The sequence below is a fragment of the Flavobacterium sp. W1B genome (assembly GCF_047344965.1).
Taxonomy (GTDB): Bacteria; Bacteroidota; Bacteroidia; order Flavobacteriales; family Flavobacteriaceae; genus Flavobacterium.
Genome location: NZ_CP178845.1, coordinates 2,486,216 through 2,512,461 on the forward strand (window position 1 = coordinate 2,486,216; position 26,246 = coordinate 2,512,461).

A 26,246-nucleotide genomic window follows, 5' to 3' on the forward strand; every position below is an offset into this window, starting at 1 on the left:
TTTACAATCATGACAATAAACAAAATAAAAAGAACGGCATTATGCTTTTCTTTACTAGCAGCTTTTAGTTGTACTGATAATTTTGAAGAGATAAACACAAATCCAGAGGGTGCTACTACAGCACAATTGGATCAAGATTATAATAGTATTAAATCTTTGTTCTCATCAACTTTTAATAATTTATATGTTTGTGAGCCTACTTGGAAATACCAAACACAGCAAAGTTTACAAGCTGATGGTTGGTCAGGTTATATGATCACTCCTAATATGTTTGGAGCGTCTAATAATCACGATTATGCTTTACGAACGGATTGGAATAGTAATGCTTGGAATATTACCTACGTTGACATTATCTCATATCTTTATAAGGTTGAACAAAAAGCAAAAGGTAAATTTGATCATTTTTATTCATGGTCTTTGATATTGAAAGTTGCTGCAATGCAAAGAGCTACTGATATGTATGGACCTGCGGTATATTCAAAATTCGGTCAAGGGTTAGCTACATACGATTCTCAAGAAGAAATCTACAATCAGATGTTTAAAGATTTAGATTTTGCTGTTGCTGAATTAACAAAAAGAAATACTGCTGGTGAAAAAACAGCATTTGATGAAACTGATTTATCATTATATAAAGGGAATTATGCTCAATGGGTTAAGTATGCTAATTCATTACGTTTAAGAATGGCAATGCGTATTGTAAAAGTTGCCCCTGCATTAGCAAAAGCGGAAGCAGAAAAAGCAGTAAGCCATTCAATAGGTGTTTTTATGACAGACGCAGATGCAATGAGGATCAAATCCCCTAAAGATTTGAATGTGATTGATGCAATGAGTCATGGTTGGGGGAGCTTGTTTATGGGAGCTGATATGGAGTCTATCTTGGGTGGATATGGAGATCCCCGTATGGCAAAATACTGGAATACTTCAGGAATTATTCCTGGTGAAATTAAGGGGATAAGAGCAGGTATTGTATATCCAAAAGGAGCTTATTCTAAATTTTCACAAACAGGTCCTAGAACTAAAACAGGCGAAATGACTTGGATGTCAACCGCAGAAGTTTATTTCCTAAGAGCTGAAGGTGCTTTAAGAGGATGGAATATGGGGGGTACGGCTCAAGACTTATATGAGTCTGGAATTAAAGCTTCTTTTGTACAAAATGGAGTTGCAGGTGCAGATGCCTATATAGCTGACAATACAAAATTACCTAAGAATTATGTAGATCCTATTAATGCAGCCAATAATTCTCCAGCAGTAAGTAAGATTACAGTAGCATGGGGAGCTGTGAAAGAGGTTAACTTAGAAAAAATCATTACTCAAAAATGGATCGCTACTTATCCTGACGGTCAAGAAGCTTGGTCTGAATTTAGAAGAACTGGATATCCTAAACTATTCAGAATTACGAATAATAATAGTAACGGAGTTATTACTACTGAATTTGGAGTTAGAAGATTAGGATTTTCAGAGTCAGAAATTGAGAATAATAAAGCCGGCATTACTTCCGGACTAAAAGCTTTAGGTGGTCCAGATAACGGAGCTACAAGACTTTGGTGGGATACTACCGGACCTAATTTTTAAAAATTTAATTTGATTATCTAAATGGCATAAGTAGACAGTTGCTTATGCCATTTTTTATATTGTTTTTTAAATGGTGCTCTATTGTGTAATCAAGTAAGGATCTCTTTAAAGAAAGGATTTTTTAAAATAACCTGTTATTGTTTAATTCGTGTTGTTTGTATAAAATATTGAGTAGTTTGTATAATTAATTTTCATAAAAAAATCGTTTTAGGTACTTTTATCTTATTGAAAATCAAATAAATTTATAAACAAAACGAAATTAGACTTAATGCAAATTTAAAGAATAGTTAAAATGATTTTAATCTTATTTTTTTGCAGTAAGTATCTAGCCAATTGATTAAAAAGAAATAAATGAAAAATGCTTTAGAGATTAAACCGGATATAAGCTATAAAAGCGCAGGAAAATTTGAAGATACCAGATTTGAAAAAATTCACAATGAAATCTTCAAAAATTCTACTGAAGCTTCCATAATTGTTGCCCAAGAAATTGCCCAATTAATTAGGTTCAAACAAGAAAAAAATAAACCATGTGTTCTTGGTTTAGCTACCGGTTCTTCCCCTATAAAAGTGTACGAAGAATTAGTACGTATGCACAAAGAGGAAGGACTTAGCTTTAAAAATGTTATCACTTTTAATTTGGATGAATATTATCCAATGACTAAGGAGAATAATCAGAGTTACCATTATTTTATGCATCAGCATCTTTTCAATCACATTGATATAAAACCGGAAAATATTAATATTCCCGATGGAACTGTGGCAATAGAAGAGTTGAATCAGTACTGTGTTGACTATGAAATGAACATTAGAAATTCGGGAGGTTTAGATTTTCAGTTATTAGGTATTGGACGTACGGGGCACGTAGGTTTCAATGAGCCAGGTTCTCATATTAATTCGGGAACCCGAATAATAACACTGGATCATATCACAAGAGTGGATGCGTCATCTGATTTTAATGGGATTGATAACGTTCCTAAAAGAGCGATTACGATGGGAGTTTCCACCATCTTGAGATCCAAAAGGATTATATTGATGGCTTGGGGACAAAACAAAGCAGATATCATTAAGAGAACCATTCAAGGTGATATAAGTTCAGATGTTCCTGCGACTTTCTTGCAAAACCATACGAATGCGACTTTCGTTTTGGACCAATCCGCTGCCTCTGAATTGACTCGATTCAAAACACCTTGGCTAGTTGGCGAATGCATCTGGACATCAGAATTGAAAAGCAAGGCTATCGTTTGGCTTTGCCAGAAAACCGAGCAATCTATTTTAAAATTAACGGATAGAGATTACAATAATAACGGGATGTCAGATCTTTTGGCTCAAGAAGGTTCTGCTTATGATTTGAATATTAATATGTTCAATGTGCTGCAGCATACCATTACCGGATGGCCGGGAGGTAAACCCAATACTGATGATTCACACAGACCGGAAAGAGCAAATCCTGCCAAGAAAAGAATTATCCTTTTTAGCCCGCATCCAGACGATGATGTGATTTCTATGGGGGGAACTTTTTCAAAATTGATAAAACAAGGACACGATGTTCATGTAGTATATCAAACTTCTGGTAACATTGCCGTTACAGATGATGAGGCACTTAAATTTGCCGAAGTTTGTAATGATTTTATGGAAAATGAGAAATGTAATATCAATTTTCAGTCCACTATTGACTTTTTGAATAACAAAAAAGAAAATCAAATTGATTCGCTTGAAGTTAGAAAATTGAAAGGATTAATCAGAAGAAGGGAGTCCTATGCTGCCACAAGATATATTGGTTTGAAAGATGAAAATACCCATTTTTTAGATCTTCCTTTTTATGAAACCGGACAAATAAAGAAAAATCCATTAGGAAAAGAAGACATCGCTATCGTAGCTGCTATTATTGCCAAAATAAAGCCACATCAGGTTTTTGCGGCAGGCGATCTTGCTGATCCACATGGAACTCATGAGGTTTGTTTGAACGCGATTTTTGCCGCGCTGAAACAATTGAAGCCGGAACCCTACATGAACGATTGTTGGTTGTGGTTGTACCGTGGTGCTTGGCATGAATGGGATTTGCACGAGATCGATATGGCTGTTCCTTTAAGTCCCGATGAGGTTTTATTGAAAAGACACGCTATTTTATATCATCAATCTCAAAAAGACAGAGTAATGTTTCAAGGAAACGATTCTAGAGAATTTTGGGTAAGAGCTGAAGATCGAAATAAAAATACGGCAAAACTGTATGATGATTTGGGTCTGGCCGAATACGAAGCAATTGAAGCTTTTAAACGCTTTGATTATTAAAAACAATATTAAAAATTAGTTATTAATATGAAATACCTTTTAACCCTATTATTTGTGGCTTTTGTTTCTAATGCGCAAATAAAAAAAGAGCAATTAGATCTTATGCCATGGCCTCAGAATATAAATTTGAAGGAAGGTATTTTTCCCCTAACTAAAAATTTTAAAGTAAATATTACCGGGAATCCAAATCCTAGAATTTTTGTAGGAACTACAAATTTTTTAAGAAGATTAGACGGAAGAACTGGTTTGTTCTTGACACAAGGTTTTATAACTAAAGTGAACGAATCGCCAGTAGCCGAATTACAAATAAATTGTGCTCAAAATGGTAAAATAGGATTGTATGAAGACGAAAGTTATCAGTTAGATATTCAGCCCAATAAAATAATGATTAATGCTACGACGGATCTTGGAGCGCTACACGCTCTGGAAACTTTATTGCAAATGTTGCAAAATAATAGCACATCGTATTATTTTCCGTCAGCTACAGTTACAGATTTGCCAAGGTTTACTTGGCGAGGAGTAATGATTGATGTGGCAAGACATTTTCAGCCAGTAGACGTGATCAAGAGAAATCTAGATGCCATGGCAGCTGTAAAAATGAATGTTTTTCATTGGCATTTGACAGATGATCAAGGTTGGAGAATTCAGGTGAAAAAACATCCAAAATTAACCAGCCTGGCTTCGGATGGCTTCTTTTATACTCAAGAGGAAATCAAAAGTGTTGTAAAATATGCCGATGAAAGAGGGATTCTGGTTGTTCCGGAAATTGATGTACCCGGACATGCTTCTGCCATATTAACGGCTTATCCTGAAATTGGCAGTAAAATGATTCCTTTTTCTAACGGAACTTCAGAGAAGAACATGCAGTCAACAGCTTTGGCGAGTTATGGAATCGAACGAAATGCGGGTATTTTTAATCCAACTTTGGATCCATCGAATCCTAAAACGTATCAATTATTAAGTGAAATTTTTGATGAGGTTTGTCCTTTATTTCCGGGCGCCTACTTTCATATTGGCGGAGATGAAAATGAAGGAAAAGATTGGGATTCGAACCCTAAAATTCAGGAATTTAAAAAGAAAAACAAGTTAGTTACAAATCATGATCTTCAGACTTATTTTACGATGCAGTTAATTCCGATGCTAAAAAAACACGGGAAACAATTGATGGGATGGGAAGAGATTATGACAAAAGATATGTCTAAAAATGCCATAATTCATTCCTGGAAAGGACCAAATGAAGGTGTTCCTGTAGGACAATCGCTTGCTAATGCGGCAAAGAATGGTTATAAAACTGTTTTGTCGAATGGTTATTATATTGATTTGGTGCAAGGTGTAGATAAGCATTATTTGAATGATCCAATTCCGAAAGGAAGTAATCTTACCGTTGAAGAGAAAGCCAGAATATTAGGAGGCGAAGCAACGATGTGGAGCGAACTTGTAACCCCTTTAACGCTGGATTCTAGAATTTGGCCAAGAACAGCAGCAATTGCCGAAAGATTATGGTCAAATCAAGATGTTGTAGACTTGAATAGTTTGCACAAAAGGATGAAAACCATTTCATTCCGATTGGAAGAACTCGGAATTACACATTTAAGAAACAAAGATGTTATTTTAAGAAATATCAGTAATAATCAGGGAATAAAAGCGCTGGAAGATTTCTCGAATGTTTGCGAACCGCTTAAAATCTATAAGCGAAATGCCGGAGGAACCGAATATCAGATGTATTCTCCATTTACTTTATTTGCCGATGCCTGTACGCCTGACGCTTTTGATGCTTTTGATTTTGATACTGCCGTAGATCGCTATTTGAAGAACAAAAATCCTGAAAATCAGCTTTTGGTGAGCAGTTTCTTGAAAAAGTGGATTGCAACAAATAATGATTTAGTTCATTTAAGTTTGAATGCGCCGCTTGTTCATCCTATTTTACCTTTATCAAAAAGTTTAAGCGACTTATCGCAGCAGCTTTTGTTGGTTATGGAAAATAAACAATCTCTTAATGTTTCTTTATTGCATGATTTGCTGGAGCAATGTAATTCTAAAGATCATGCTGATGTAGAATTGGCAGTTTACACAAGTTTGAAAAAATTAATAGGAGCTTAATAAGCTGAAAATAAAGTGGAATTGTTTGAATTTAGTTTGGTTATTTATGTTTTAATTATTTTATTTTAGTAAATATTAATTTCTTTTTTAAGAAACTAGTATTAAAACCTGGTGATTTTTCACCAGGTTTTTTTCTATAATTTTAATTTGTGATTGCCTATTTTTACAAGTATAAACGAACCTAAATGTTTTTAATATGAAGTATTTAAAATTACTCTTTTTATTATCTGTAGCGCCCTTGTTTTCGTTTGCCCAAGGACAAAAAGATTTATCAGTTATTGCTTATTATACAGGTGATGACAAAAAAATAGATGAATATGAAGTGAATAAACTCACTCATATTATCTATAGTTTCTGTCATTTAAAAGAAGGAAAATTAACAGTTGATAATGCTCAAGATTCGCTTGCAATCCAACATTTGGTTTCTCTTAAAAATAAAAAACCAAAACTAAAAGTAATGTTGTCTCTAGGAGGATGGGGAGGTTGTGCTCCTTGTTCGGAAGCTTTTTCGACAGCAGAAGGACGAGTACTTTTTGCAGAATCAGTAAGGGAAGTGAATCGTTATTTTAAAACTGACGGAATCGATTTAGACTGGGAATATCCAACAATCGAAGGGCATCCGGGACATTTGTATCAGCCAGCCGACAAGAAAAATTTTACTGAGTTGATAGTGATTTTGCGTAAGGTTTTAGGACGCAAAAATGAACTTAGTTTTGCTGCTGGCGGATTTCAGAAATTTTTGGATGAATCTGTAGAATGGAAAAAAATTATGCCTTTGGTTGATCGTGTGAACATTATGAGCTACGATTTGGTAAACGGATACTCAAAAGTTACGGGACACCATACGCCAATATTTAGCACCAATGCCACCGAAGAATCAACGGATCGCGCGGTAGAATATTTATTAAAACTAGGAATACCTGCTAAAAAACTAGTCATCGGAGCGGCGTTTTATACCCGAGTTTGGAAAGATGTTGCTAATGTAAATAATGGCTTGTACCAATCTGGTGTGCATAATAGCGGAGTCAATTTTAAAGATTACGCCACTACTTTTACCAAAGAGAAAGGATGGAATTACTATTGGGATAAAAAAGCAAAAGCGGCATATTGGTACAATGAAAAAGAAAAATTATTTGCAACAGGTGATGATATTCCTTCGGTAAAAGAAAAAACAAACTATGTAATAAAAAAGAAACTAGGAGGAATTATGTTTTGGGAGCTTGTGCTGGATAGCCCAAGAGATGGATTGCTAGATGCGATATATCAATTAAAAACTGCCAATTAAGCTTGTTTCTTTGATATAAAAGAAGCTTTAACCTTCCAAAACGGGATAGTTTTTATCAGGTTTTTTTTTGGATAAAAAATCGGTATTTTTTTTGTATTTTTGCAGAAATTTTATAAAAAATATTCATGTTAACAGTTAATAATTTATCAGTTCAGTTTGGCAAGCGAATTTTATTCGACGAAGTAAATACCACCTTTACACACGGTAATATCTATGGAGTCATCGGTGCAAACGGTGCTGGAAAATCTACTTTTCTTAAAATCATTTCAGGTGATATGGATCCTACTTCGGGACACATACATTTGGAACCTGGTAAACGTATGTCGGTTTTAAACCAAAATCACAACATGTTTGATGAGCATACTGTTCTAGAAACTGTTTTGATGGGGAATAAAGTCCTATATGCTGTTAAGAAAGAAATGGATGAGCTTTATTTAGACTATAACGATAAAAATGCGGACAGAATTGGAGAGTTGCAAGTGCAATTTGAAGAAATGAACGGTTGGAATGCTGATTCAGACGCTGCATCGATGTTGTCGAATTTAGGAATCAACGAAGAGCACCATTATACTTTAATGGGAGATTTGGAAGGAAAAATTAAAGTACGTGTACTTTTGGCGCAAGCACTTTTTGGAAATCCAGATATGTTGATTATGGATGAGCCTACCAATGACTTGGATTTTGAAACCATTGCTTGGTTAGAAAACTTCTTGGCAAACTATGAAAATACTGTAATTGTTGTATCGCATGACCGTCACTTTTTGGATGCAGTTTGTACTCATATATCGGATATTGATTTTTCTAAAATTAACCATTATTCAGGAAACTATACTTTTTGGTACGAATCTAGTCAGTTAGCGGCGAAACAAAGAGCGCAACAAAACAAGAAAGCGGAAGAAAAGAAACAGGAATTGGAAGAATTTATTCGTCGTTTTTCTGCGAATGTAGCGAAGTCTAAACAAGCTACTTCTCGTAAAAAGATGATTTCTAAATTGAATATTTCTGAAATCAAACCTTCAAGCCGTCGTTATCCTGCGATTATTTTTGACCAAGACCGTGAAGCGGGAGATCAAATTTTGAATGTAGAAAACTTAAGTGCTTCGGTAGATGGAGAGCTTTTGTTTAAAGATGTTCATTTGAATATGGCAAAAGGCGATAAAATTGTTCTTTTCTCTAAAGATTCTCGTGCTACAAGTGCTTTCTATGAAATTTTGAATGGAAATCAAAAAGCAGATTCTGGAACTTTTGATTGGGGAATTACAACTAATCAAGCATATTTACCAGCTGAAAATCATTCTTTCTTTGAAAATGATTTGTCTTTGGTAGATTGGTTACGTCAATATGCAAAAACAGAAGAAGAGCGTGACGAAGTATTTATTAGAGGATTCTTAGGGAAAATGATTTTCTCTGGTGAAGAAGCCTTAAAAACAAGTCGAGTGCTTTCAGGAGGAGAAAAAGTACGTTGTATGTTGTCTCGAATGATGATGGAACGCGCCAATATATTAATGCTTGATGAGCCAACAAATCACTTGGATTTGGAATCGATCACAGCTTTCAATAATTCATTGAAAAATTTTAAAGGATCTGTGATATTTACAACTCATGACCACGAGTTTGCACAAACTGTTGGTAATCGTGTGGTTGAATTAACTCCAAATGGTGTTATTGATCGCTATATGACTTTTGATGAATATCTTGATGATGAAAAAGTTCAGGAATTAAGAACTAAAATGTATTCTTAATTTGTTAAATAGATAATTTTATATTGCCCTGAGTTTTTCTTGGGGCTTTTTTATACCTTGGTTTTAAATTTAAACAGTTTGAGAAAATCAATATTATCCAGAAAATGAAAATGACTTTATTTTCTCGCTTTATAAATATAAAATCATAAATCGGAATTTGTATATTTGCAACACCAAACCCAATCTTTACTATGACTCAAAAAGTATTGCTCAATTTCAAAGAAGTCAATATCATTCTACATCGTTTGGCTTGTCAGTTAATTGAAAAACACCTTGATTTTTCGGATACTATTTTGGTTGGAATACAGCCTAGAGGAACTTTTCTGGCAGAACGACTAAAAGAGATATTGGAAAAAGAATACAATACACCTGAAATTAAATTGGGCTACCTTGATATCACGTTCTTTAGAGATGATTTTCGTAGAACCGATAAACCATTGGAAGCCAATAAAACCAAAATTGATTTTATAGTCGAAAACAAAAAAGTCATTTTTATAGACGATGTTTTGTATACCGGTCGAAGCATTCGTGCTGCCTTAACGGCCATTCAATCCTTTGGAAGACCTTCTGAAATAGAATTGCTGGTTTTGATTGACAGACGTTTTAGTCGTAATTTGCCGATTCAGCCTGACTATAGAGGAAGACAGGTAGATGCAATAAATGACGAAAAAGTGAAGGTAAATTGGAAAGAAAATGAAGGAGAAGATGGTGTTTTTTTAATTAATAATAATCAATAAATAAAGATGAGCGAACTGAGTGTAAATCATTTATTAGGTATAAAATACATCAACAAGAAAGATATTGACCTTATTTTTGAAACCGCCGATCATTTTAAAGAAGTCATCAATCGACCAATAAAGAAAGTGCCTTCGTTACGAGATATTACCATTGCGAACATATTTTTTGAAAATAGTACCCGTACTAAACTTTCTTTTGAATTAGCCCAAAAAAGATTATCCGCGGATGTTATTAGTTTTTCGGCAGCACAATCTTCGGTAAAAAAAGGAGAAACGCTGATAGATACTGTAAACAATATACTTTCTATGAAGGTAGACATGGTAGTAATGCGCCACTCTAATCCCGGAGCGGCTTATTTTCTATCCAAAAATGTAAAAGCAAGTATTGTAAACGCTGGTGACGGAGCACATGAACACCCTACTCAAGCTTTATTAGACAGTTATTCGATAAGAGAAAAACTAGGTGATGTAGGAGGGAAGAAAGTGGTGATTGTTGGGGATATATTGCATTCCAGAGTGGCCTTATCCAATATTTATGCGTTACAAATGCAGGGAGCAGAAGTTAAAGTTTGCGGACCGAAAACATTAATACCAAAACACATTGAATCACTTGGAGTAACAGTTGAACCTAATTTGCGAAAAGCATTGGAATGGTGTGATGTTGCTAATATGTTAAGGGTTCAAAATGAGAGAATGGATGTAAATTTCTTTCCATCAACAAGAGAATATGCGCAACAATATGGTGTGGATAAACCGCTATTAGATTCTCTAAGCAAAGAGATTGTAATTATGCATCCAGGTCCAATTAACAGAGGAGTGGAAATAACATCTGAAGTGGCCGATTCTAATCAATCGGTAATTTTGAACCAAGTAGAAAATGGTGTAGCTATCAGAATGGCGGTAATCTATCTTTTGGCATCTAAAATTCAGTAATTTTAAAGTAAAAGCAAAACTAACAACACTGTATAATTTTGATAAAACACATACAATGAAAGTAGATCAAAAAGGACATACCATTACAATCAAAGATACTCAAGGTGATATTACTTCTTTTTTGACGAAGGTAACAGATCAATATAAAACATTCGAAAAAGACAATTTAATTATAGATCTTCTTTCTCATAATGATTTAACCCTAACCGATGTTAAGTCGTTTATGCCTTTATCAAAACAGCATAAAAAATCAAAAAAATCATTTGTAATAGTGATTTCTGATTTTGATTATAACGCAATTCCTGTTTCCCTGACCGTCGTTCCTTCTTTATTGGAAGCACATGATATCATTGAAATGGAAGAGATTGAAAGAGATTTGGGTTTTTAAATTGATACATACGGTTTTTGTTTTTCCGTTTAATTGATTTCGTCCAATATACAAAAACCGATCAACCGCTTAAACAAGTAACCGAATATATAAAAAATTGAAACTAACTATACTTGGTTGCTATGCAGCAACGCCACGTACTTTTACTAATCCCACTTCTCAGATTTTAGAAATAAAAAACAGATTGTTTCTTATTGATTGTGGAGAGGGAACTCAAGTGCAACTTCGTAAAAACAAAATAAGTTTTTCTAAAATAAACCATATTTTTATTTCCCATTTGCATGGTGACCATTTTTTTGGATTGATAGGTTTGATATCTACTTTTACTTTATTGAATCGAACTACAGATTTACATATCCACGGACCAAAAGGTATCAAAGAAATTATAAAATTACAATTGCGATTAGCCAATTCATGGACTAATTATGGTTTGTATTTCCATGAATTAGAATCAAAGGAAAGTGAAATTGTTTTTGAAGACGATAAAGTTGTCGTAAAAACAATCCCTTTGAAACATCGTATTTATACCAATGGTTTTTTGTTTCAGGAAAAAATAGATAAAAGGAAACTTAATCTAGAGGCTGTTCAAAATTACGATATCGATAAATGTTATTATCAAAACATCAAAAACGGAAAAGACATCGTTTTAGATGACGGTAGAATTATCAAAAATGAGGAACTGACTTTTGATCCGGTAGCTCCAAAAAGTTATGCTTTTTGTTCTGATACGGCCTATGATGAGAATATAATCCCTGTAATAAAAGGAGTTGATGTTTTATATCACGAAGCTACTTTTTTAGAAACAGAAGAAGCTTTAGCCGCCAAAACAATGCATTCTACAGCAAAAGAAGCGGCGACGATTGCTTTGAAAGCCAATGTAAAACAATTGGTTCTAGGGCATTATTCAACCCGATACGAAAACATAAAACTTTTTAAAGAGGAAGCCGAGACCATTTTTCCCGAAGTGCTTTTGGCAGATGACGGGAAAAATTTTGAGTTTTAATTAAACTTAAATAAAAATTCCTTAAAAAGAGATATTTGAATTTCTCGAAACTTTAAAATCAGTAAATTTAAAAAACCAAATAATCCTTAAATAAATAGAGATGCAAGATTTAAGTAATTATAGAAAATCCTATGAGAAAAGCGAATTATTAGAGACTAATATTCCTGAAGATCCAATAAACCTTTTCAATAGATGGTTTCATGAAGTAGAAGATTTTGGCGGAAATGAAGAAGTGAATGCAATGACAGTAGCTACGATTGGCTTGGACGGCTTTCCAAAGTCTAGGGTTGTTTTATTGAAAAAATTCACAGAAGAGGGCTTTATTTTTTACACCAATTATAATTCTGAAAAAGGGAAGGCAATTGCGAATAATCCTAATGTATGTCTTTCTTTTTTTTGGCATAATATGGAACGTCAGGTTATCATCAAGGGAATTGCACAAAAAACGACCGAAATTATCTCGGATAATTACTTTGATTCAAGACCTGAAGGAAGCAAATTAGGAGCTATAGTTTCAAACCAGAGTGAGGTTGTTCCATCTCGTTCATTTTTAGAGGAAAATTTAAAGAAACTGGAAAATGAATTCGAAAGTATGGTTATTCCAAGACCAGAACATTGGGGCGGCTATTTAGTTGTTCCTTTTGAAGTCGAATTTTGGCAAGGAAGAGCCAATCGTTTACATGATAGAATTAGATATACAAGCCAAGAAAATTATGCTTGGAAAATAGAACGTCTCTCTCCTTAACAACAGGAAAAAACACAATACTAAACTAATGCTTTTGTAAAAGATAAGTTTAGTTTATCCTATTAGAATTTAAAGGCTGTCTTTCTTCAGGAGGACAGCCTTTATTTTTACAGTTATTAAAGAATTCTTCTGCCTATTACTTGATATAATAGTTTATTGCTAAATATTTCATTCTGATATTCGTTTTTAGTCAAAGTGATGAAATTCAGTAAGTTTTGATTACAAAGATTACTAATTAAGGGAATAATTTATTTGTCTATAATGTAAGATATATACTTAGTTATTTGTTGATATTGTGTAGTTTGTCGATTTTTTTTGGCAGTTCAGCGGTAAAATATGTAGTTTTAAATAGAATTAAATGACAAAATATAATATTCTTAAAGGAGTTTGCCCTACAATCTACTTTAAACTTAAACTACTATTTTATGAAAACAAATTTACTTAGTGCAGTATTGCTTTTTGTGGTGTTATGTACATTGAATTCCTGTTCTTCTGATGCTTCTGAAGCAACTACGGTAGATATTAAATTAAAAGTTGTCGAAAAATACGATTATAGTGCTACGGAATTGGAAGCAATGAATTTGATAAATGAGTATAGAGTTAGTGTTGGATTAAATAGGTTGGAGAAAATCAACCATATTTCATTTAAATCCGAGGAACATGACAATTATATGATTGCGAACAAAGTAGTCAATCATAATGATTTTGTAGCTCGCTCAGAAAACATAATAAAGCTTTTGGGTGCCAAAACGGTAGCTGAAAACATAGCATTTAATTTTAGTACTCCACAAGGAGCTTTAAATGCTTGGTTGAATAGTCCGGGACATAAAGAGAATATTCTTGGAAATTTTACTCATTTTGGGATTGCAATAAAAGAAGATCCGGAAAGTGGTAAAAAATACTATACTAACATTTTTGCAAAAATATAAGTTAGTTTTTTTATTTTGTAATTAGAGGCTGTTTCCCCCAAATCACAGCCTCTTTTTTATTATTACAAAGTATTATTGTAAAATTTATTGCAGCTGTTTGATTTATCCCCTTTTTCAGTTTACTACATGATTGGCAGAACATTTGTTTGCGAGTGAGTTTAACTTAAAATTTTCTTGCTACTAGTTTGTTACAATTCACTTCATTTTTTATTGCGATGTTGATGGCTTACTTAGGTCATCTTTAAATTTTTTTATCGTTTGGGTAATATACCTTTCAAAATTAGCTTCTATACAAAATTATTTGTTTTTTAAAAGTAGGAAAATAAATACGTAAAAAATAAAAAGATGTATTTCGTCGATAATATTTGGCTTTTTAACGTTTAAATGTGTAAATTTAGTCAACAAGATAAAACACATTAAAGAAGTTTGCCCCACAATCTACTTTAAACTTAAACTGCTATTTTATGAAAACAAATTTACTTCGTGCAGTATTACTTTTAGTAGTAATATGTACATTGAATTCCTGCTCTCCCGAAGTAACTATGGATACAGCTAATTTACATGTCGTAGAGAATTATGATTATAATACAACTGAATTGGAAGCGATGGATTTGATAAATGATTATCGCGTTAGCGTTGGCTTGAATCCTTTGGAAAAAATCAATCATGTCTCATATAAATCTGATGAACATAATAATTATATGATAACTAATAAAGTAGTAAATCATAATGATTTTTTGGCTCGCTCAGGAAATATAATGAAACTTTTGGGAGCCAAAAATGTAGCTGAGAATATAGCATACAACTATAATACTCCTCAGAAAGCTTTAGAAGCGTGGTTAAATAGTCCAGGGCATAAAGAAAATATTCTTGGAAATTTCACTCATTTTGGGATTGGAATAAAAGCAGATCCGGAAAATGGTAGAAAATATTACACCAATATTTTTGTAAAAATCTAAGTTGGTATTTAATTGTAAAACAGTCATTTATGTGGGTTTGTTTTAAGCGTTTTTTCTGATTAATTGATTGCTTTTATTTTTAACAATAGTGCGAAAAATAATATCTAATAGTTAAAAAAACGTAGTTGGTCGATATTATTTGGCTTTTAAATGGAGAAGCATGTAAGTTTGAAATAAAAATAAAAGATTTTAAACACCAAAAAATTTTCTCGATTGCCATATGAAATTGTATTTACTACCTAAAATATTGCTTGCTATAGCCGTATTTATATTAATCTCTTGTTCTTCTGATATGTCCTCTGGAGGAAAAGATACAGAAACCAAATCTGAAATCGTTTTAAATTACACTTATAATGCTTCTGAATTAGAAACCATGAATTTGATAAACAATTACCGGGTTAGTGTTGGATTAAATCGCCTCGAAATAATCAATCACCTTTCTTCTAAATCCGAAGAACATGATAATTATATGATAATTAATAATGCTATAAGTCATGATGGCTTTGTGGCCCGTTCGGAAAATATAATGAAAACCTTAGGAGCCAAAACAGTAGCCGAAAATGTTGCACGTAATTATGATACGCCTCAATCCGTTTTAGTTGCTTGGTTAGAAAGTCCCGGACACAAGGAGAATATAGTTGGAAATTTCACTCATTTTGGTATTGCAATAAAAGAAAATCCAGAGACAGGAAAAAAATATTACACGAATATTTTTGTCAAAATATAATTTAACTTTTTATAAAAAACCCGAGCTTGTTTGAAAACAAGCTCGGGTTTTTAAATTATAATTCAGTTATAATAAATTCACTTCGTCTGTTGAGTTGATGTTCTTCTTCGGTGCATTCTACTCCATCAGCACATTTATTTACGAGTTGGTTTTCGCCATAACCTTTACCGATTAATCTGTTTTTATTAACTCCGTTTTTTATTAACCATTTAATAGTTGATTTGGCTCTTCTGTCAGATAAAGCTTCGTTGTATTTAAATGTTCCTCGGCTATCAGTATGTGAACGTATGTCTAGCTTCATATTAGGATATTGGTTCATTACATCTAATATTTTTTCTAAATCAATTGCTGCTTCCACTCTGATATCTGATTTATCAAAATCGAAATAAATCATTTTTATACCAAAACATTTACCTAAATCATCACCTACAGCCACTTTACATTGCGCTTTTTCTAAAGCAATAGGTAAATGTGTTTTTCCATTGTCTTTAGCAATTGTTATTTTTTGTTCTTTGGTTGTATAATCCGTTTTCTCAGCTCTAACATTATAGGTTTCGCCACATTCTACAGCAAAAGAATAATTCCCTTTTTCATCGGAAACAGTGTTTTTAATTAGATTAAAACGGCTGTCATACAAACTAATTTTAGCGTCAGATAAGATTTCGGCCGTTGCTAAGTCCGTTATTTCACCATAGAGTAGTTGTTCACAAACAAGTCTTCTGGTTTCTAAGAATTTATAAATATCATCAAATCCTTGTCCGCCGGCTCTATTGGAACTAAAAAAACCTCTTCTTGACTTTGTGTCAATTAAATAAGCAAAATCATCCATTGGAGAATTAACATCAGTTCCAACATTTTGTACCTCACCAAAAGCGCTGTTTGAATTCATTTTAGATACAAAAACATCCAACCCTCCGAGACCGGGATGTCCATCTGAAGCAAAATAAATTTCATTTTCATCAGTGACAAAAGGGAAGGTTTCTCTGCCTTCGGTATTAATTGTATTGCCTAAGTTTTCAGGAGTACCGAAGGTTCCGTCTTCGTTAATTTGCACTTTAAATATATCGGATTGTCCTGATGTACCGGGCATATCTGATGAAAAATACAAGATTTTTTCGTCTGGACTCAAAGCTGGATGTGCTGTACTATAATTATCGCTGTTAAAAGGAAGTTCGGAGATATTTATCCATTTTTCATTTTCCAGAGTAGCTTTGTATATTTTTATTAAAGTAATTTTATTTGCATCCTTTCCTTTTTTGCCATCGATGTAATTATTTCGGGTAAAATACACGGTCTTTCCATCTTTTGTAAAAGTAGGAGTGGCTTCATTAAATCTGGAGTTGATATGTTTATCGAACTTTTTTGGTGAGTTGGGTGTCATGTTATCTCCTAAATCAGCACTATACAAGTTGGTGAAGTGTTGATTGGTCCATGCATGTTTTCTTTGTCCAAGACTACCGGTATCTCTAGCGGAAGTGAATACAATTTTGTTTGAATAAATGGCTGTTCCATAATCAGAATATTTAGAGTTGATTCCCGCATTTTCTATTTGGTACCTTCCTGAATTTGCCTTAATTTCATCTAAATAGTTTCTGTTTTTTTTGAAAAGAGTTCCTCTGCTATCGTTTGCTGCTATTTGATTGAATTTGTCTAAAATTTGATCTGCTTTAGCGTTTTCCCCTATAGAGCGTAATGATTGGGAGTAGCGATAATAATAAACAGGTTCTAGATCAGTAGTCATGGCAAATAATTCACCATACCATTTAGCCGCTTTGTCTAATTCTCCGTTGAAATAGTAAGAATTTCCAAGTTTTTCAAATATATCTGCTGATTTGTATCCTTTTTCGGCAACCTTTTCATAGGTTTTTATGGCATCTATATAAGCATACTTTTCATATTTTTTGTCGGCAGCAATTACTTTCGCTTTTTGGGAATAAATGTTAAATGAAAAAATGCTGACTATTGCTATGTAAAGAAGTATATTTTTTTTCATAATAAATATTTTTAGAAGAATCTTGGAGTTGTGATTTTATCGATTTTTTTGAATATTTCATAGCGTATAAAAACTTCATGAGAGCCTGAATTGTAGTTGTTTAGTTTTGTAGTTTCATGATCATAGGCATAACCAATATACAAGCCATCAGATACTTGGAATCCAGCCATTGCACTCAGAGCAGCACTCCATCGATAGGCAACTCCTAACATAAATTTATCATTAAACATAAAATTTCCTGAAATGTCTGTTTGAAGGGGAGCTCCCTTAACCATTTTGGTCATTATGGCAGGTTTAAATTTGATACTACTGTTGATATTGTATACATAACCAGCTATTAAATAATAATTTATTCTTTCTTTGAAAATAGCTACTTCGTTATCATCATAACGGCTTGATTCGATGAAATTAGGAACAGAAAACCCAATATAAGCCTTGTCAGAATGGAGGTAGATACCGGCACCAAAATTTTGTGTAAATTTATTATTAAAGTCATGTAAACTCGGGTCATCATCGACAGGGTTTAATTTGTTTACGTCTAAATCGAATAAATTAGCTGTTGCCTTAATACCAAATGAAAGCTTAACTGTTTCTGAAGTTGGAATGGTATATGATAAGTCGGCTGATAGCGTATTTTCATGTGTTGGGCCGATTTTATCGTTTATGATTGATACACCTAATCCTAATCTACTATCGTTTAAAGGGGTGTTTATTGATATCGCATTGGTAGTTGGTGCTCCGTCTAAGCCGACCCATTGCGTACGATGTAAAGCGAATATACTCATGGCTCCCCTCGATCCGGCATAGGCAGGATTGACATTGATTGTGTTATACATGTATTGTGTAAATTGAGCATCTTGTTGTGCGTAACTTACAATTCCTGTAAAAATCAAACTGAATAATAGTATTCTTGTCTTCATTTGGTTTCTTTTTTAAACCAGAGGTTTTTTTAAGCCTCTGGAATTAGATTTGAGTTAGTTTTATCTAGTGAGATACAAATATCCTTCTTTCTTGTTGGTAATGATTTCATCTTGTGAACCAATAGAAGTATAGTTTAATATGTAAAAATAGGTTCCGGTAGGTAAACCAGATGATTGACTAATTGTTGTTCTACCTCGAGAAGTACCGTTAAAATTATTCGTTTGATTGTTATAGTTTTTAGTTTCAAAAACTAATACGCCCCAACGATTGTATATTTCAACTGTATTTTCAGGATAACAAACGGTATCATCTATATTATCAATTACAAAATTAGAGTTGATATTATCTCCATTTGGAGAGAATGCATTATGAACAACTATATTTCCACAAGCTAATACAATTCCGCAATCATTATCAATAACACTTATTTTTATAATGAAACTTTTAGGACATCCTTCATTATCAATTGTATATTTAAAATTATAGACACCAATTGGAACGTTTAGAGGTGTGAAAATGCTGCCTTGTAAGGCTCCCGTATTATCGTCAATCCAGGTTCCGTTGATTGAAGTACCTTCAGGTAATAAAGTTTTTAAGTCAACAGTTAATGTGTTATCATTATTACAAATAGGATTGCTTTCTATTTGTACTATTGAATTTTCTGCAGCTTGAGTAATTGTCACATTTGCTGTAGTAGAACAACCTTTGCTATCTGTTACCCTTACGGTATATGTTCCGGCAGCTAATGCTGTTGCTGTCTGAGTAGTTTGTACCGGATTAGTATTCCAAGAATAGGTATAATCGGCTGTTCCGCCCGTTACGCTAACCGTTGCAGTACCTGTAGTTGCACCAAAACAGTTTACATTGGATTGTGAAGCAACAGTGGCTGTTAAGGCAGCAGGTTGAGTGATTTCTTGATCGCCTAATGTAATCACACAGCTGTTGTTTGCTGCGTCACGAATCTGCACGCTATAAATTGCATTTGCAAGAGCCGTAAAGCTACCGCTAGTTTGCCAAGCTCCAGAGTTTAATCTGTACTCATAGGTTCCATACCCCCCAACAGGAGCAGTCACCGTAATAGTTCCATCATTAGCACCATTACAAGTCACATCTGTTTTAGCAACAGTGGCTGTTAAGGCAGCAGGTTGAGTGATTTCTTGATTGCCTAATGTAATCACACAGCTGTTGTTTGCTGCGTCACGAATCTGCACGCTATAAGTAGCATTAGCCAGAGCGGAGAAGTTCCCGTTATCTTGCCAAGCTCCAGAGTTTAATCTGTATTCATAAGTTCCATACCCCCCAGCAGGAGCAGTCACTGTAATGGTTCCATCATTAGCACCATTACAAGTCACATCTGTTTTAGCAACAGTGGCTGTTAAGGCAGCAGGTTGGGTGATTTCTTGATTGCCTAATGTAATCACACAGCTGTTGTTTGCTGCGTCACGAATCTGCACGCTATAAGTAGCATTAGCCAGAGCGGAGAAGTTCCCGTTATCTTGCCAAGCTCCAGAGTTTAATCTGTATTCATAAGTTCCATATCCTCCAGCAGGAGCAGTCACTGTAATGGTTCCATCATTAGCACCATTACAAGTCACATTTGTTTTAGCAACAGTGGCTGTTAAGGCAGCAGGTTGAGTGATGATTTGATCTCCCAATACAATTACACAAGCAGTATTTGCTGCATCACGAATCTGCACGCTATAAGTTGCATTAGCCAGAGCGGAGAAGTTCCCGTTATCTTGCCAAGCTCCAGAGTTTAATCTGTACTCATAAGTTCCATACCCCCCAGCAGGAGCAGTCACCGTAATAGTTCCATCATTAGCACCATTACAAGTCACATCTGTTTTAGCAACAGCGGCTGTTAAGGCAGCAGGTTGGGTGATGATTTGATCTCCCAATACAATTACACAAGCTGTATTTGCTGCATCACGAATTTGCACGCTATAAGTGGCATTAGCCAGAGCGGAGAAGTTTCCGTTATCTTGCCAAGCTCCAGAGTTTAATCTGTACTCATAAGTTCCATACCCCCCAGCAGGAGCAGTCACTGTAATAGTTCCATCATTAGCACCATTACAAGTCACATCTGTTTTAGCAACAGCGGCTGTTAAGGCAGCAGGTTGGGTGATGATTTGATCTCCCAATACAATTACACAAGCAATATTTGCTGCATCACGAATCTGCACGCTATAAGTAGCATTAGCCAGAGCGGAGAAGTTCCCGTTATCTTGCCAAGCTCCAGAGTTTAATCTGTACTCATAGGTTCCATATCCTCCAGCAGGAGCAGTCACTGTAATAGTTCCATCATTAGCACCATTACAAGTCACATTTGTTTTAGCCACACTGGCTGTTAGGCCAGCAGGTTGGGTGATGATTTGATCTCCCAATACAATTACACAAGCAGTATTTGCTGCATCACGAATCTGCACGCTATAAGTAGCATTAGCCAGAGCGGAGAAGTTCCCGTTATCTTGCCAAGCTCCAGAGTTTAATCTGTATTCATAAGTTCCATATCCTCCAGCAGGAGCAGTCACTGTAATGGTTCCATCATTAGCACCATTACAAGTCACATCTGTTTTAGCAACAGTGGCTGTTAAGGCAGCAGGTTGGGTGATGATTTGATCTCCCAATACAATTACACAAGCAATATTTGCTGCATCACGAATCTGCACGCTATAAGTAGCATTAGCCAGAGCGGAGAAGTTCCCGTTATCTTGCCAAGCTCCAGAGTTTAATCTGTACTCATAGGTTCCATATCCTCCAGCAGGAGCAGTCACTGTAATAGTTCCATCATTAGCACCATTACAAGTCACATTTGTTTTAGCCACACTGGCTGTTAGGCCAGCAGGTTGGGTGATGATTTGATCTCCCAATACAATTACACAAGCAGTATTTGCTGCATCACGAATCTGCACGCTATAAGTAGCATTTGCAAGAGCCGTAAAGCTACCGCTAGTTTGCCAAGCTCCAGAGTTTAATCTGTATTCATAAGTTCCATATCCTCCAACAGGAGCGGTCACCGTAATAGTTCCATCATTAGCACCATTACAAGTCACATCTGTTTTAGCAACAGCGGCTGTTAAGGCAGCAGCTTGAGTGATGATTTGATCTCCCAATACAATTACACAAGCAATATTTGCTGCATCACGAATCTGCACGCTATAAGTAGCATTAGCCAGAGCGGAGAAGTTCCCGTTATCTTGCCAAGCTCCAGAGTTTAATCTGTACTCATAGGTTCCATATCCTCCAACAGGAGCAGTCACCGTAATAGTTCCATCATTAGCACCATTACAAGTCACATTGGTTTTAGCAACAGTGGCTGTTAAGGCAGCAGGTTGGGTGATGATTTGATCTCCCAATACAATTACACAAGCAGTATTTGCTGCATCACGAATCTGCACGCTATAAGTTGCATTAGCCAGAGCGGAGAAGTTCCCGTTATCTTGCCAAGCTCCAGAGTTTAATCTGTACTCATAAGTTCCATACCCCCCAGCAGGAGCAGTCACTGTAATAGTTCCATCATTAGCACCATTACAAGTCACATCTGTTTTAGCAACAGCGGCTGTTAAGGCAGCAGGTTGGGTGATGATTTGATCTCCCAATACAATTACACAAGCAGTATTTGCTGCATCACGAATCTGCACGCTATAAGTTGCATTAGCCAGAGCGGAGAAGTTCCCGTTATCTTGCCAAGCACCAGAGTTTAATCTGTACTCATAAGTTCCATACCCCCCAGCAGGAGCAGTCACTGTAATAGTTCCATCATTAGCACCATTACAAGTCACATCTGTTTTAGCAACAGCGGCTGTTAAGGCAGCAGGTTGGGTGATGATTTGATCTCCCAATACAATTACACAAGCAATATTTGCTGCATCACGAATCTGCACGCTATAAGTAGCATTAGCCAGAGCGGAGAAGTTCCCGTTATCTTGCCAAGCACCAGCATCCAATCGGTATTCATAAGTTCCATATCCACCAGTTGGAGCAGTCACACTAATGGTTCCATCATTGGCACCATTACAAGTCACATTGGTTTTAGCCACAGTGGCTGTTAAGGCAGCGGGTTGGGTAATTTCTTGGTCACCCAATACAATTACACAAGCCGTATTTGCTGCATCGCGAATCTGTACGCTATAAATTGCATTTGCAAGAGCCGTAAAGCTACCGCTAGTTTGCCAAGCACCAGCATCCAATCGGTATTCATAAGTTCCATATCCACCAGTTGGAGCAGTCACACTAATGGTTCCATCATTGGCACCATTACAAGTCACATTGGTTTTAGCCACAGTGGCTGTTAAGGCAGCGGGTTGGGTAATTTCTTGGTCACCCAATACAATTACACAAGCCGTATTTGCTGCATCGCGAATCTGTACGCTATAAATTGCATTTGCAAGAGCCGTAAAGCTACCGCTAGTTTGCCAAGCTCCAGAGTTTAATCGGTATTCATAAGTTCCATATCCTCCAACAGGAGCAGTCACCGTAATGGTTCCATCATTAGCACCATTACAAGTCACATTGGTTTTAGCAACACTGGCTGTTAGGGCAGCAGGTTGGGTGATGATTTGATCTCCCAATACAATTACACAAGCTGTATTTGCTGCATCACGAATCTGCACGCTATAAGTAGCATTAGCCAGAGCGGAGAAGTTTCCGCTAGCTTGCCAAGCACCAGCATCCAATCGGTATTCATAAGTTCCATAACCACCAGTTGGAGCGGTCACCGTAATGGTTCCATCATTAGCACCATTACAAGTCACATTGGTTTTAGCAACACTGGCTGTTAGGCCAGCAGCTTGGGTGATGATTTGATCTCCCAATACAATTACACAAGCTGTATTTGCTGCATCACGAATCTGCACGCTATAAGTAGCATTAGCCAGAGCGGAGAAGTTTCCGCTAGCTTGCCAAGCACCAGCATCCAATCGGTATTCATAAGTTCCATAACCACCAGCAGGAGCAGTCACTGTAATAGTTCCATCATTAGCACCATTACAAGTCACATCTGTTTTAGCAACAGCGGCTGTTAAGGCAGCAGGTTGGGTGATGATTTGATCTCCCAATACAATTACACAAGCAGTATTTGCTGCATCACGAATCTGCACGCTATAAGTTGCATTAGCCAGAGCGGAGAAGTTCCCGTTATCTTGCCAAGCACCAGAGTTTAATCTGTACTCATAAGTTCCATACCCCCCAGCAGGAGCAGTCACTGTAATAGTTCCATCATTAGCACCATTACAAGTCACATCTGTTTTAGCAACAGCGGCTGTTAAGGCAGCAGGTTGGGTGATGATTTGATCTCCCAATACAATTACACAAGCAATATTTGCTGCATCACGAATCTGCACGCTATAAGTAGCATTAGCCAGAGCGGAGAAGTTCCCGTTATCTTGCCAAGCACCAGCATCCAATCGGTATTCATAAGTTCCATATCCACCAGTTGGAGCAGTCACACTAATGGTTCCATCATTGGCACCATTACAAGTCACATTGGTTTTAGCCACAGTGGCTGTTAAGGCAGCGGGTTGGGTAATTTCTTGGTCACCCAATACAATTACACAAGCCGTATTTGCTGCATCGCGAATCTGTACGCTATAAATTGCATTTGCAAGAGCCGTAAAGCTACCGCTAGTTTGCCAAGCACCAGCATCCAATCGGTATTCATAAGTTCCATATCCACCAGTTGGAGCAGTCACACTAATGGTTCCATCATTGGCACCATTACAAGTCACATTGGTTTTAGCCACAGTGGCTGTTAAGGCAGCGGGTTGGGTAATTTCTTGGTCACCCAATACAATTACACAAGCCGTATTTGCTGCATCGCGAATCTGTACGCTATAAATTGCATTTGCAAGAGCCGTAAAGCTACCGCTAGTTTGCCAAGCTCCAGAGTTTAATCGGTATTCATAAGTTCCATATCCTCCAACAGGAGCAGTCACCGTAATGGTTCCATCATTAGCACCATTACAAGTCACATTGGTTTTAGCAACACTGGCTGTTAGGGCAGCAGGTTGGGTGATGATTTGATCTCCCAATACAATTACACAAGCTGTATTTGCTGCATCACGAATCTGCACGCTATAAGTAGCATTAGCCAGAGCGGAGAAGTTTCCGCTAGCTTGCCAAGCACCAGCATCCAATCGGTATTCATAAGTTCCATAACCACCAGTTGGAGCGGTCACCGTAATGGTTCCATCATTAGCACCATTACAAGTCACATTGGTTTTAGCAACACTGGCTGTTAGGCCAGCAGCTTGGGTGATGATTTGATCTCCCAATACAATTACACAAGCTGTATTTGCTGCATCACGAATCTGCACGCTATAAGTAGCATTAGCCAGAGCGGAGAAGTTTCCGCTAGCTTGCCAAGCACCAGCATCCAATCGGTATTCATAAGTTCCATAACCACCAGTTGGAGCAGTCACTGTAATGGTTCCATCATTAGCACCATTACAAGTTACATTGGTTTTAGCCACACTGGCTGTTAAGGCAGCAGGTTGGGTGATTTCTTGATCGCCTAATGTAATAACACAGCTGTTGTTTGCTGCGTCACGAATCTGCACGCTATAAATTGCATTTGCAAGAGCCGTAAAGCTACCGCTAGTTTGCCATGTTCCAAAGTTTAATCTGTACTCATAGGTTCCATATCCTCCAACAGGAGCAGTCACTGTAATGGTTCCATCATTAGCACCATTACAAGTCACATTTGTTTTAGTAACAGTGGCTGTTAGGGCAGCAGGTTGGGTGATTTGAACTTCAGAACTTGTATTACTACATCCGTTCACTTCAGATACAACTACTTTATAAAATCCTAAACCTAAACCAGTATAACTTCCATTTGAATCACCATTTGTAGGCAAACCGGTTGCAGTAAAAGATCCTCCAGAAGTTGCTGAATATAACAAATCATAAGTTATTGTTCCAACCCCGCCTGTTTTAGTAGCTGTTACTGTACCATTAGAACTTCCATTACATTGCACATTGGTTTTTACTATTGAATTAATAGCTATTGTGCAACATGATGCTAACGTTATATCATTAATTGTTTTAGTACTTGGACTTACTACATTTGTTGGGTGTGAAACCGTTAAACTTGCGCTATGTAGACCAGCCGAAGAATAAGTTACCGTATATGGCCCCTTTGTTGTTAGACTAGTTGGAGAAACCGTTACAGCTCCAGGAAATGACCATGCGTAAACATTATTTGCAACACCTCCAGTAGTTAAGTCTGTATAAGTAACTTGTTGAAAAGCTCCGCCATTACATACTTGATTTGTAGAAAAATTGGCAAATATCGGTGTATTCACAATTATTGTAGATGTAAGTAATTCTTTATTACACATAGAATTTTGCTTATGACAACCAGGAGGACTTTGACTATTAACCTGCCAAGACATAAATAAATTCTTGATTTCTAAAATCTCTCCGCAGGAATAGCTTGGTACGGCAACAATTCTATATTTTCCAGGTGAGAAAGTCCCAACATGACCTACACTGATTTTTTGTGTACCTACATAAGGTGCTCCATTAATATCTATTTTATTGTTATTCTTGAACAAATCGAATTGTACATACATGTTCTCTTTAGTAGAACTCAAAACATTTACCCAAATATAAACATCTGTCAAAGGAGATCCAAAAGTACATGATGTAATCGCGACTCCGCTTGAATTACCTAAATACACTTCTCCAATAGTTACTGCAGAGGTTGTGCAGTCAGTTTGACCCAAAGCACAAGCATTGGCTAAAGTTGGTGTGCCTGAGAATATAGTTTGTGAATAACCTATTGTTGCTGAAAACAACAATATTAGAAAAGCTAAAAATCGAAGAAAAGTAATTTTTTTCATAATATTTATTATTTAAATAAACGAGTAATGAATTCCTTAAAATATGAGGTTTGATCTAATTTTTGGATAAAAGAATTTGTTG

16 protein-coding genes are annotated in these 26,246 nt (G+C 35.9%); 13 read left to right on the plus strand and 3 right to left on the minus strand.

Going from position 1 to position 26,246, the window contains the following annotated elements; genetic code table 11:
* Nucleotides 1-9 precede the first annotated feature (9 nt).
* The 13 genes from ACMDB5_RS10765 to ACMDB5_RS10825 all read left to right on the plus strand — a co-directional run bounded on the left by ACMDB5_RS10765 (nucleotide 10) and on the right by ACMDB5_RS10825 (nucleotide 15,409).
* Entirely contained in the window at nucleotides 10-1,572 is a 1,563-nt protein-coding gene (locus ACMDB5_RS10765; RefSeq protein ID WP_413998259.1) for a RagB/SusD family nutrient uptake outer membrane protein, read from the plus strand.
* A 351-nt stretch (nucleotides 1,573-1,923) separates the two neighbouring features.
* Nucleotides 1,924-3,861 (plus strand): glucosamine-6-phosphate deaminase, encoded by a 1,938-nt coding sequence (gene nagB, locus ACMDB5_RS10770; RefSeq protein ID WP_413998260.1) that lies wholly within the window; start codon nucleotides 1,924-1,926, stop codon nucleotides 3,859-3,861.
* A 27-nt stretch (nucleotides 3,862-3,888) separates the two neighbouring features.
* Nucleotides 3,889-5,961, plus strand: coding sequence for a beta-N-acetylhexosaminidase (locus ACMDB5_RS10775; protein WP_413998261.1), 2,073 nt, complete (start codon nucleotides 3,889-3,891; stop codon nucleotides 5,959-5,961).
* A 196-nt stretch (nucleotides 5,962-6,157) separates the two neighbouring features.
* Nucleotides 6,158-7,246 (plus strand): glycoside hydrolase family 18 protein, encoded by a 1,089-nt coding sequence (locus ACMDB5_RS10780; RefSeq protein ID WP_413998262.1) that lies wholly within the window; start codon nucleotides 6,158-6,160, stop codon nucleotides 7,244-7,246.
* A 125-nt stretch (nucleotides 7,247-7,371) separates the two neighbouring features.
* Nucleotides 7,372-8,988 carry an ABC-F family ATP-binding cassette domain-containing protein gene (locus ACMDB5_RS10785; RefSeq protein WP_413998263.1) on the plus strand — a complete coding sequence of 539 codons (1,617 nt, stop codon included), beginning with the start codon at nucleotides 7,372-7,374 and terminating at the stop codon, nucleotides 8,986-8,988.
* A gap of 191 nt (nucleotides 8,989-9,179) precedes the next feature.
* On the plus strand, nucleotides 9,180-9,725 hold the full coding sequence (gene pyrR, locus ACMDB5_RS10790; protein ID WP_413998264.1) for a bifunctional pyr operon transcriptional regulator/uracil phosphoribosyltransferase PyrR: 546 nt from the start codon (nucleotides 9,180-9,182) through the stop codon (nucleotides 9,723-9,725).
* A gap of 6 nt (nucleotides 9,726-9,731) precedes the next feature.
* The gene (locus ACMDB5_RS10795) at nucleotides 9,732-10,658 is read left to right on the plus strand and encodes an aspartate carbamoyltransferase catalytic subunit (RefSeq protein ID WP_413998265.1); all 927 of its coding nucleotides are present in this window, start codon (nucleotides 9,732-9,734) and stop codon (nucleotides 10,656-10,658) included.
* A gap of 55 nt (nucleotides 10,659-10,713) precedes the next feature.
* A complete protein-coding gene (locus ACMDB5_RS10800; protein ID WP_413998266.1) occupies nucleotides 10,714-11,046 on the plus strand; it encodes a ribonuclease Z in 333 nt (110 codons plus the stop codon).
* Between the two features lie 97 nt (nucleotides 11,047-11,143).
* A complete protein-coding gene (locus ACMDB5_RS10805) occupies nucleotides 11,144-12,049 on the plus strand; it encodes a ribonuclease Z (protein WP_413998267.1) in 906 nt (301 codons plus the stop codon).
* Between the two features lie 100 nt (nucleotides 12,050-12,149).
* The gene (pdxH, locus tag ACMDB5_RS10810; protein ID WP_413998268.1) at nucleotides 12,150-12,794 is read left to right on the plus strand and encodes a pyridoxamine 5'-phosphate oxidase; all 645 of its coding nucleotides are present in this window, start codon (nucleotides 12,150-12,152) and stop codon (nucleotides 12,792-12,794) included.
* A gap of 425 nt (nucleotides 12,795-13,219) precedes the next feature.
* Nucleotides 13,220-13,723, plus strand: coding sequence for a CAP domain-containing protein (locus ACMDB5_RS10815; protein ID WP_413998269.1), 504 nt, complete (start codon nucleotides 13,220-13,222; stop codon nucleotides 13,721-13,723).
* 464 nt (nucleotides 13,724-14,187) lie between these two features.
* Nucleotides 14,188-14,682, plus strand: coding sequence for a CAP domain-containing protein (locus ACMDB5_RS10820; protein WP_413998270.1), 495 nt, complete (start codon nucleotides 14,188-14,190; stop codon nucleotides 14,680-14,682).
* A gap of 220 nt (nucleotides 14,683-14,902) precedes the next feature.
* Nucleotides 14,903-15,409, plus strand: coding sequence for a CAP domain-containing protein (locus ACMDB5_RS10825; RefSeq protein WP_413998271.1), 507 nt, complete (start codon nucleotides 14,903-14,905; stop codon nucleotides 15,407-15,409).
* A gap of 55 nt (nucleotides 15,410-15,464) precedes the next feature.
* Here ACMDB5_RS10825 and ACMDB5_RS10830 read toward each other — a convergent pair whose 3' ends face one another.
* Genes ACMDB5_RS10830 through ACMDB5_RS10840 form a run of 3 tightly spaced genes read right to left on the minus strand, consistent with a single transcriptional unit; the run spans nucleotide 15,465 to nucleotide 26,164 of the window.
* Entirely contained in the window at nucleotides 15,465-17,402 is a 1,938-nt protein-coding gene (locus tag ACMDB5_RS10830; RefSeq protein ID WP_413998272.1) for an OmpA family protein, read from the minus strand.
* 11 nt (nucleotides 17,403-17,413) lie between these two features.
* Nucleotides 17,414-18,322: a type IX secretion system membrane protein PorP/SprF gene (locus ACMDB5_RS10835; RefSeq protein ID WP_413998273.1), complete on the minus strand. Its 909-nt coding sequence runs from the start codon at nucleotides 18,320-18,322 to the stop codon at nucleotides 17,414-17,416.
* Between the two features lie 60 nt (nucleotides 18,323-18,382).
* The gene (locus ACMDB5_RS10840; RefSeq protein ID WP_413998274.1) at nucleotides 18,383-26,164 is read right to left on the minus strand and encodes a gliding motility-associated C-terminal domain-containing protein; all 7,782 of its coding nucleotides are present in this window, start codon (nucleotides 26,162-26,164) and stop codon (nucleotides 18,383-18,385) included.
* Between the last annotated feature and the right edge of the window lie 82 nt (nucleotides 26,165-26,246).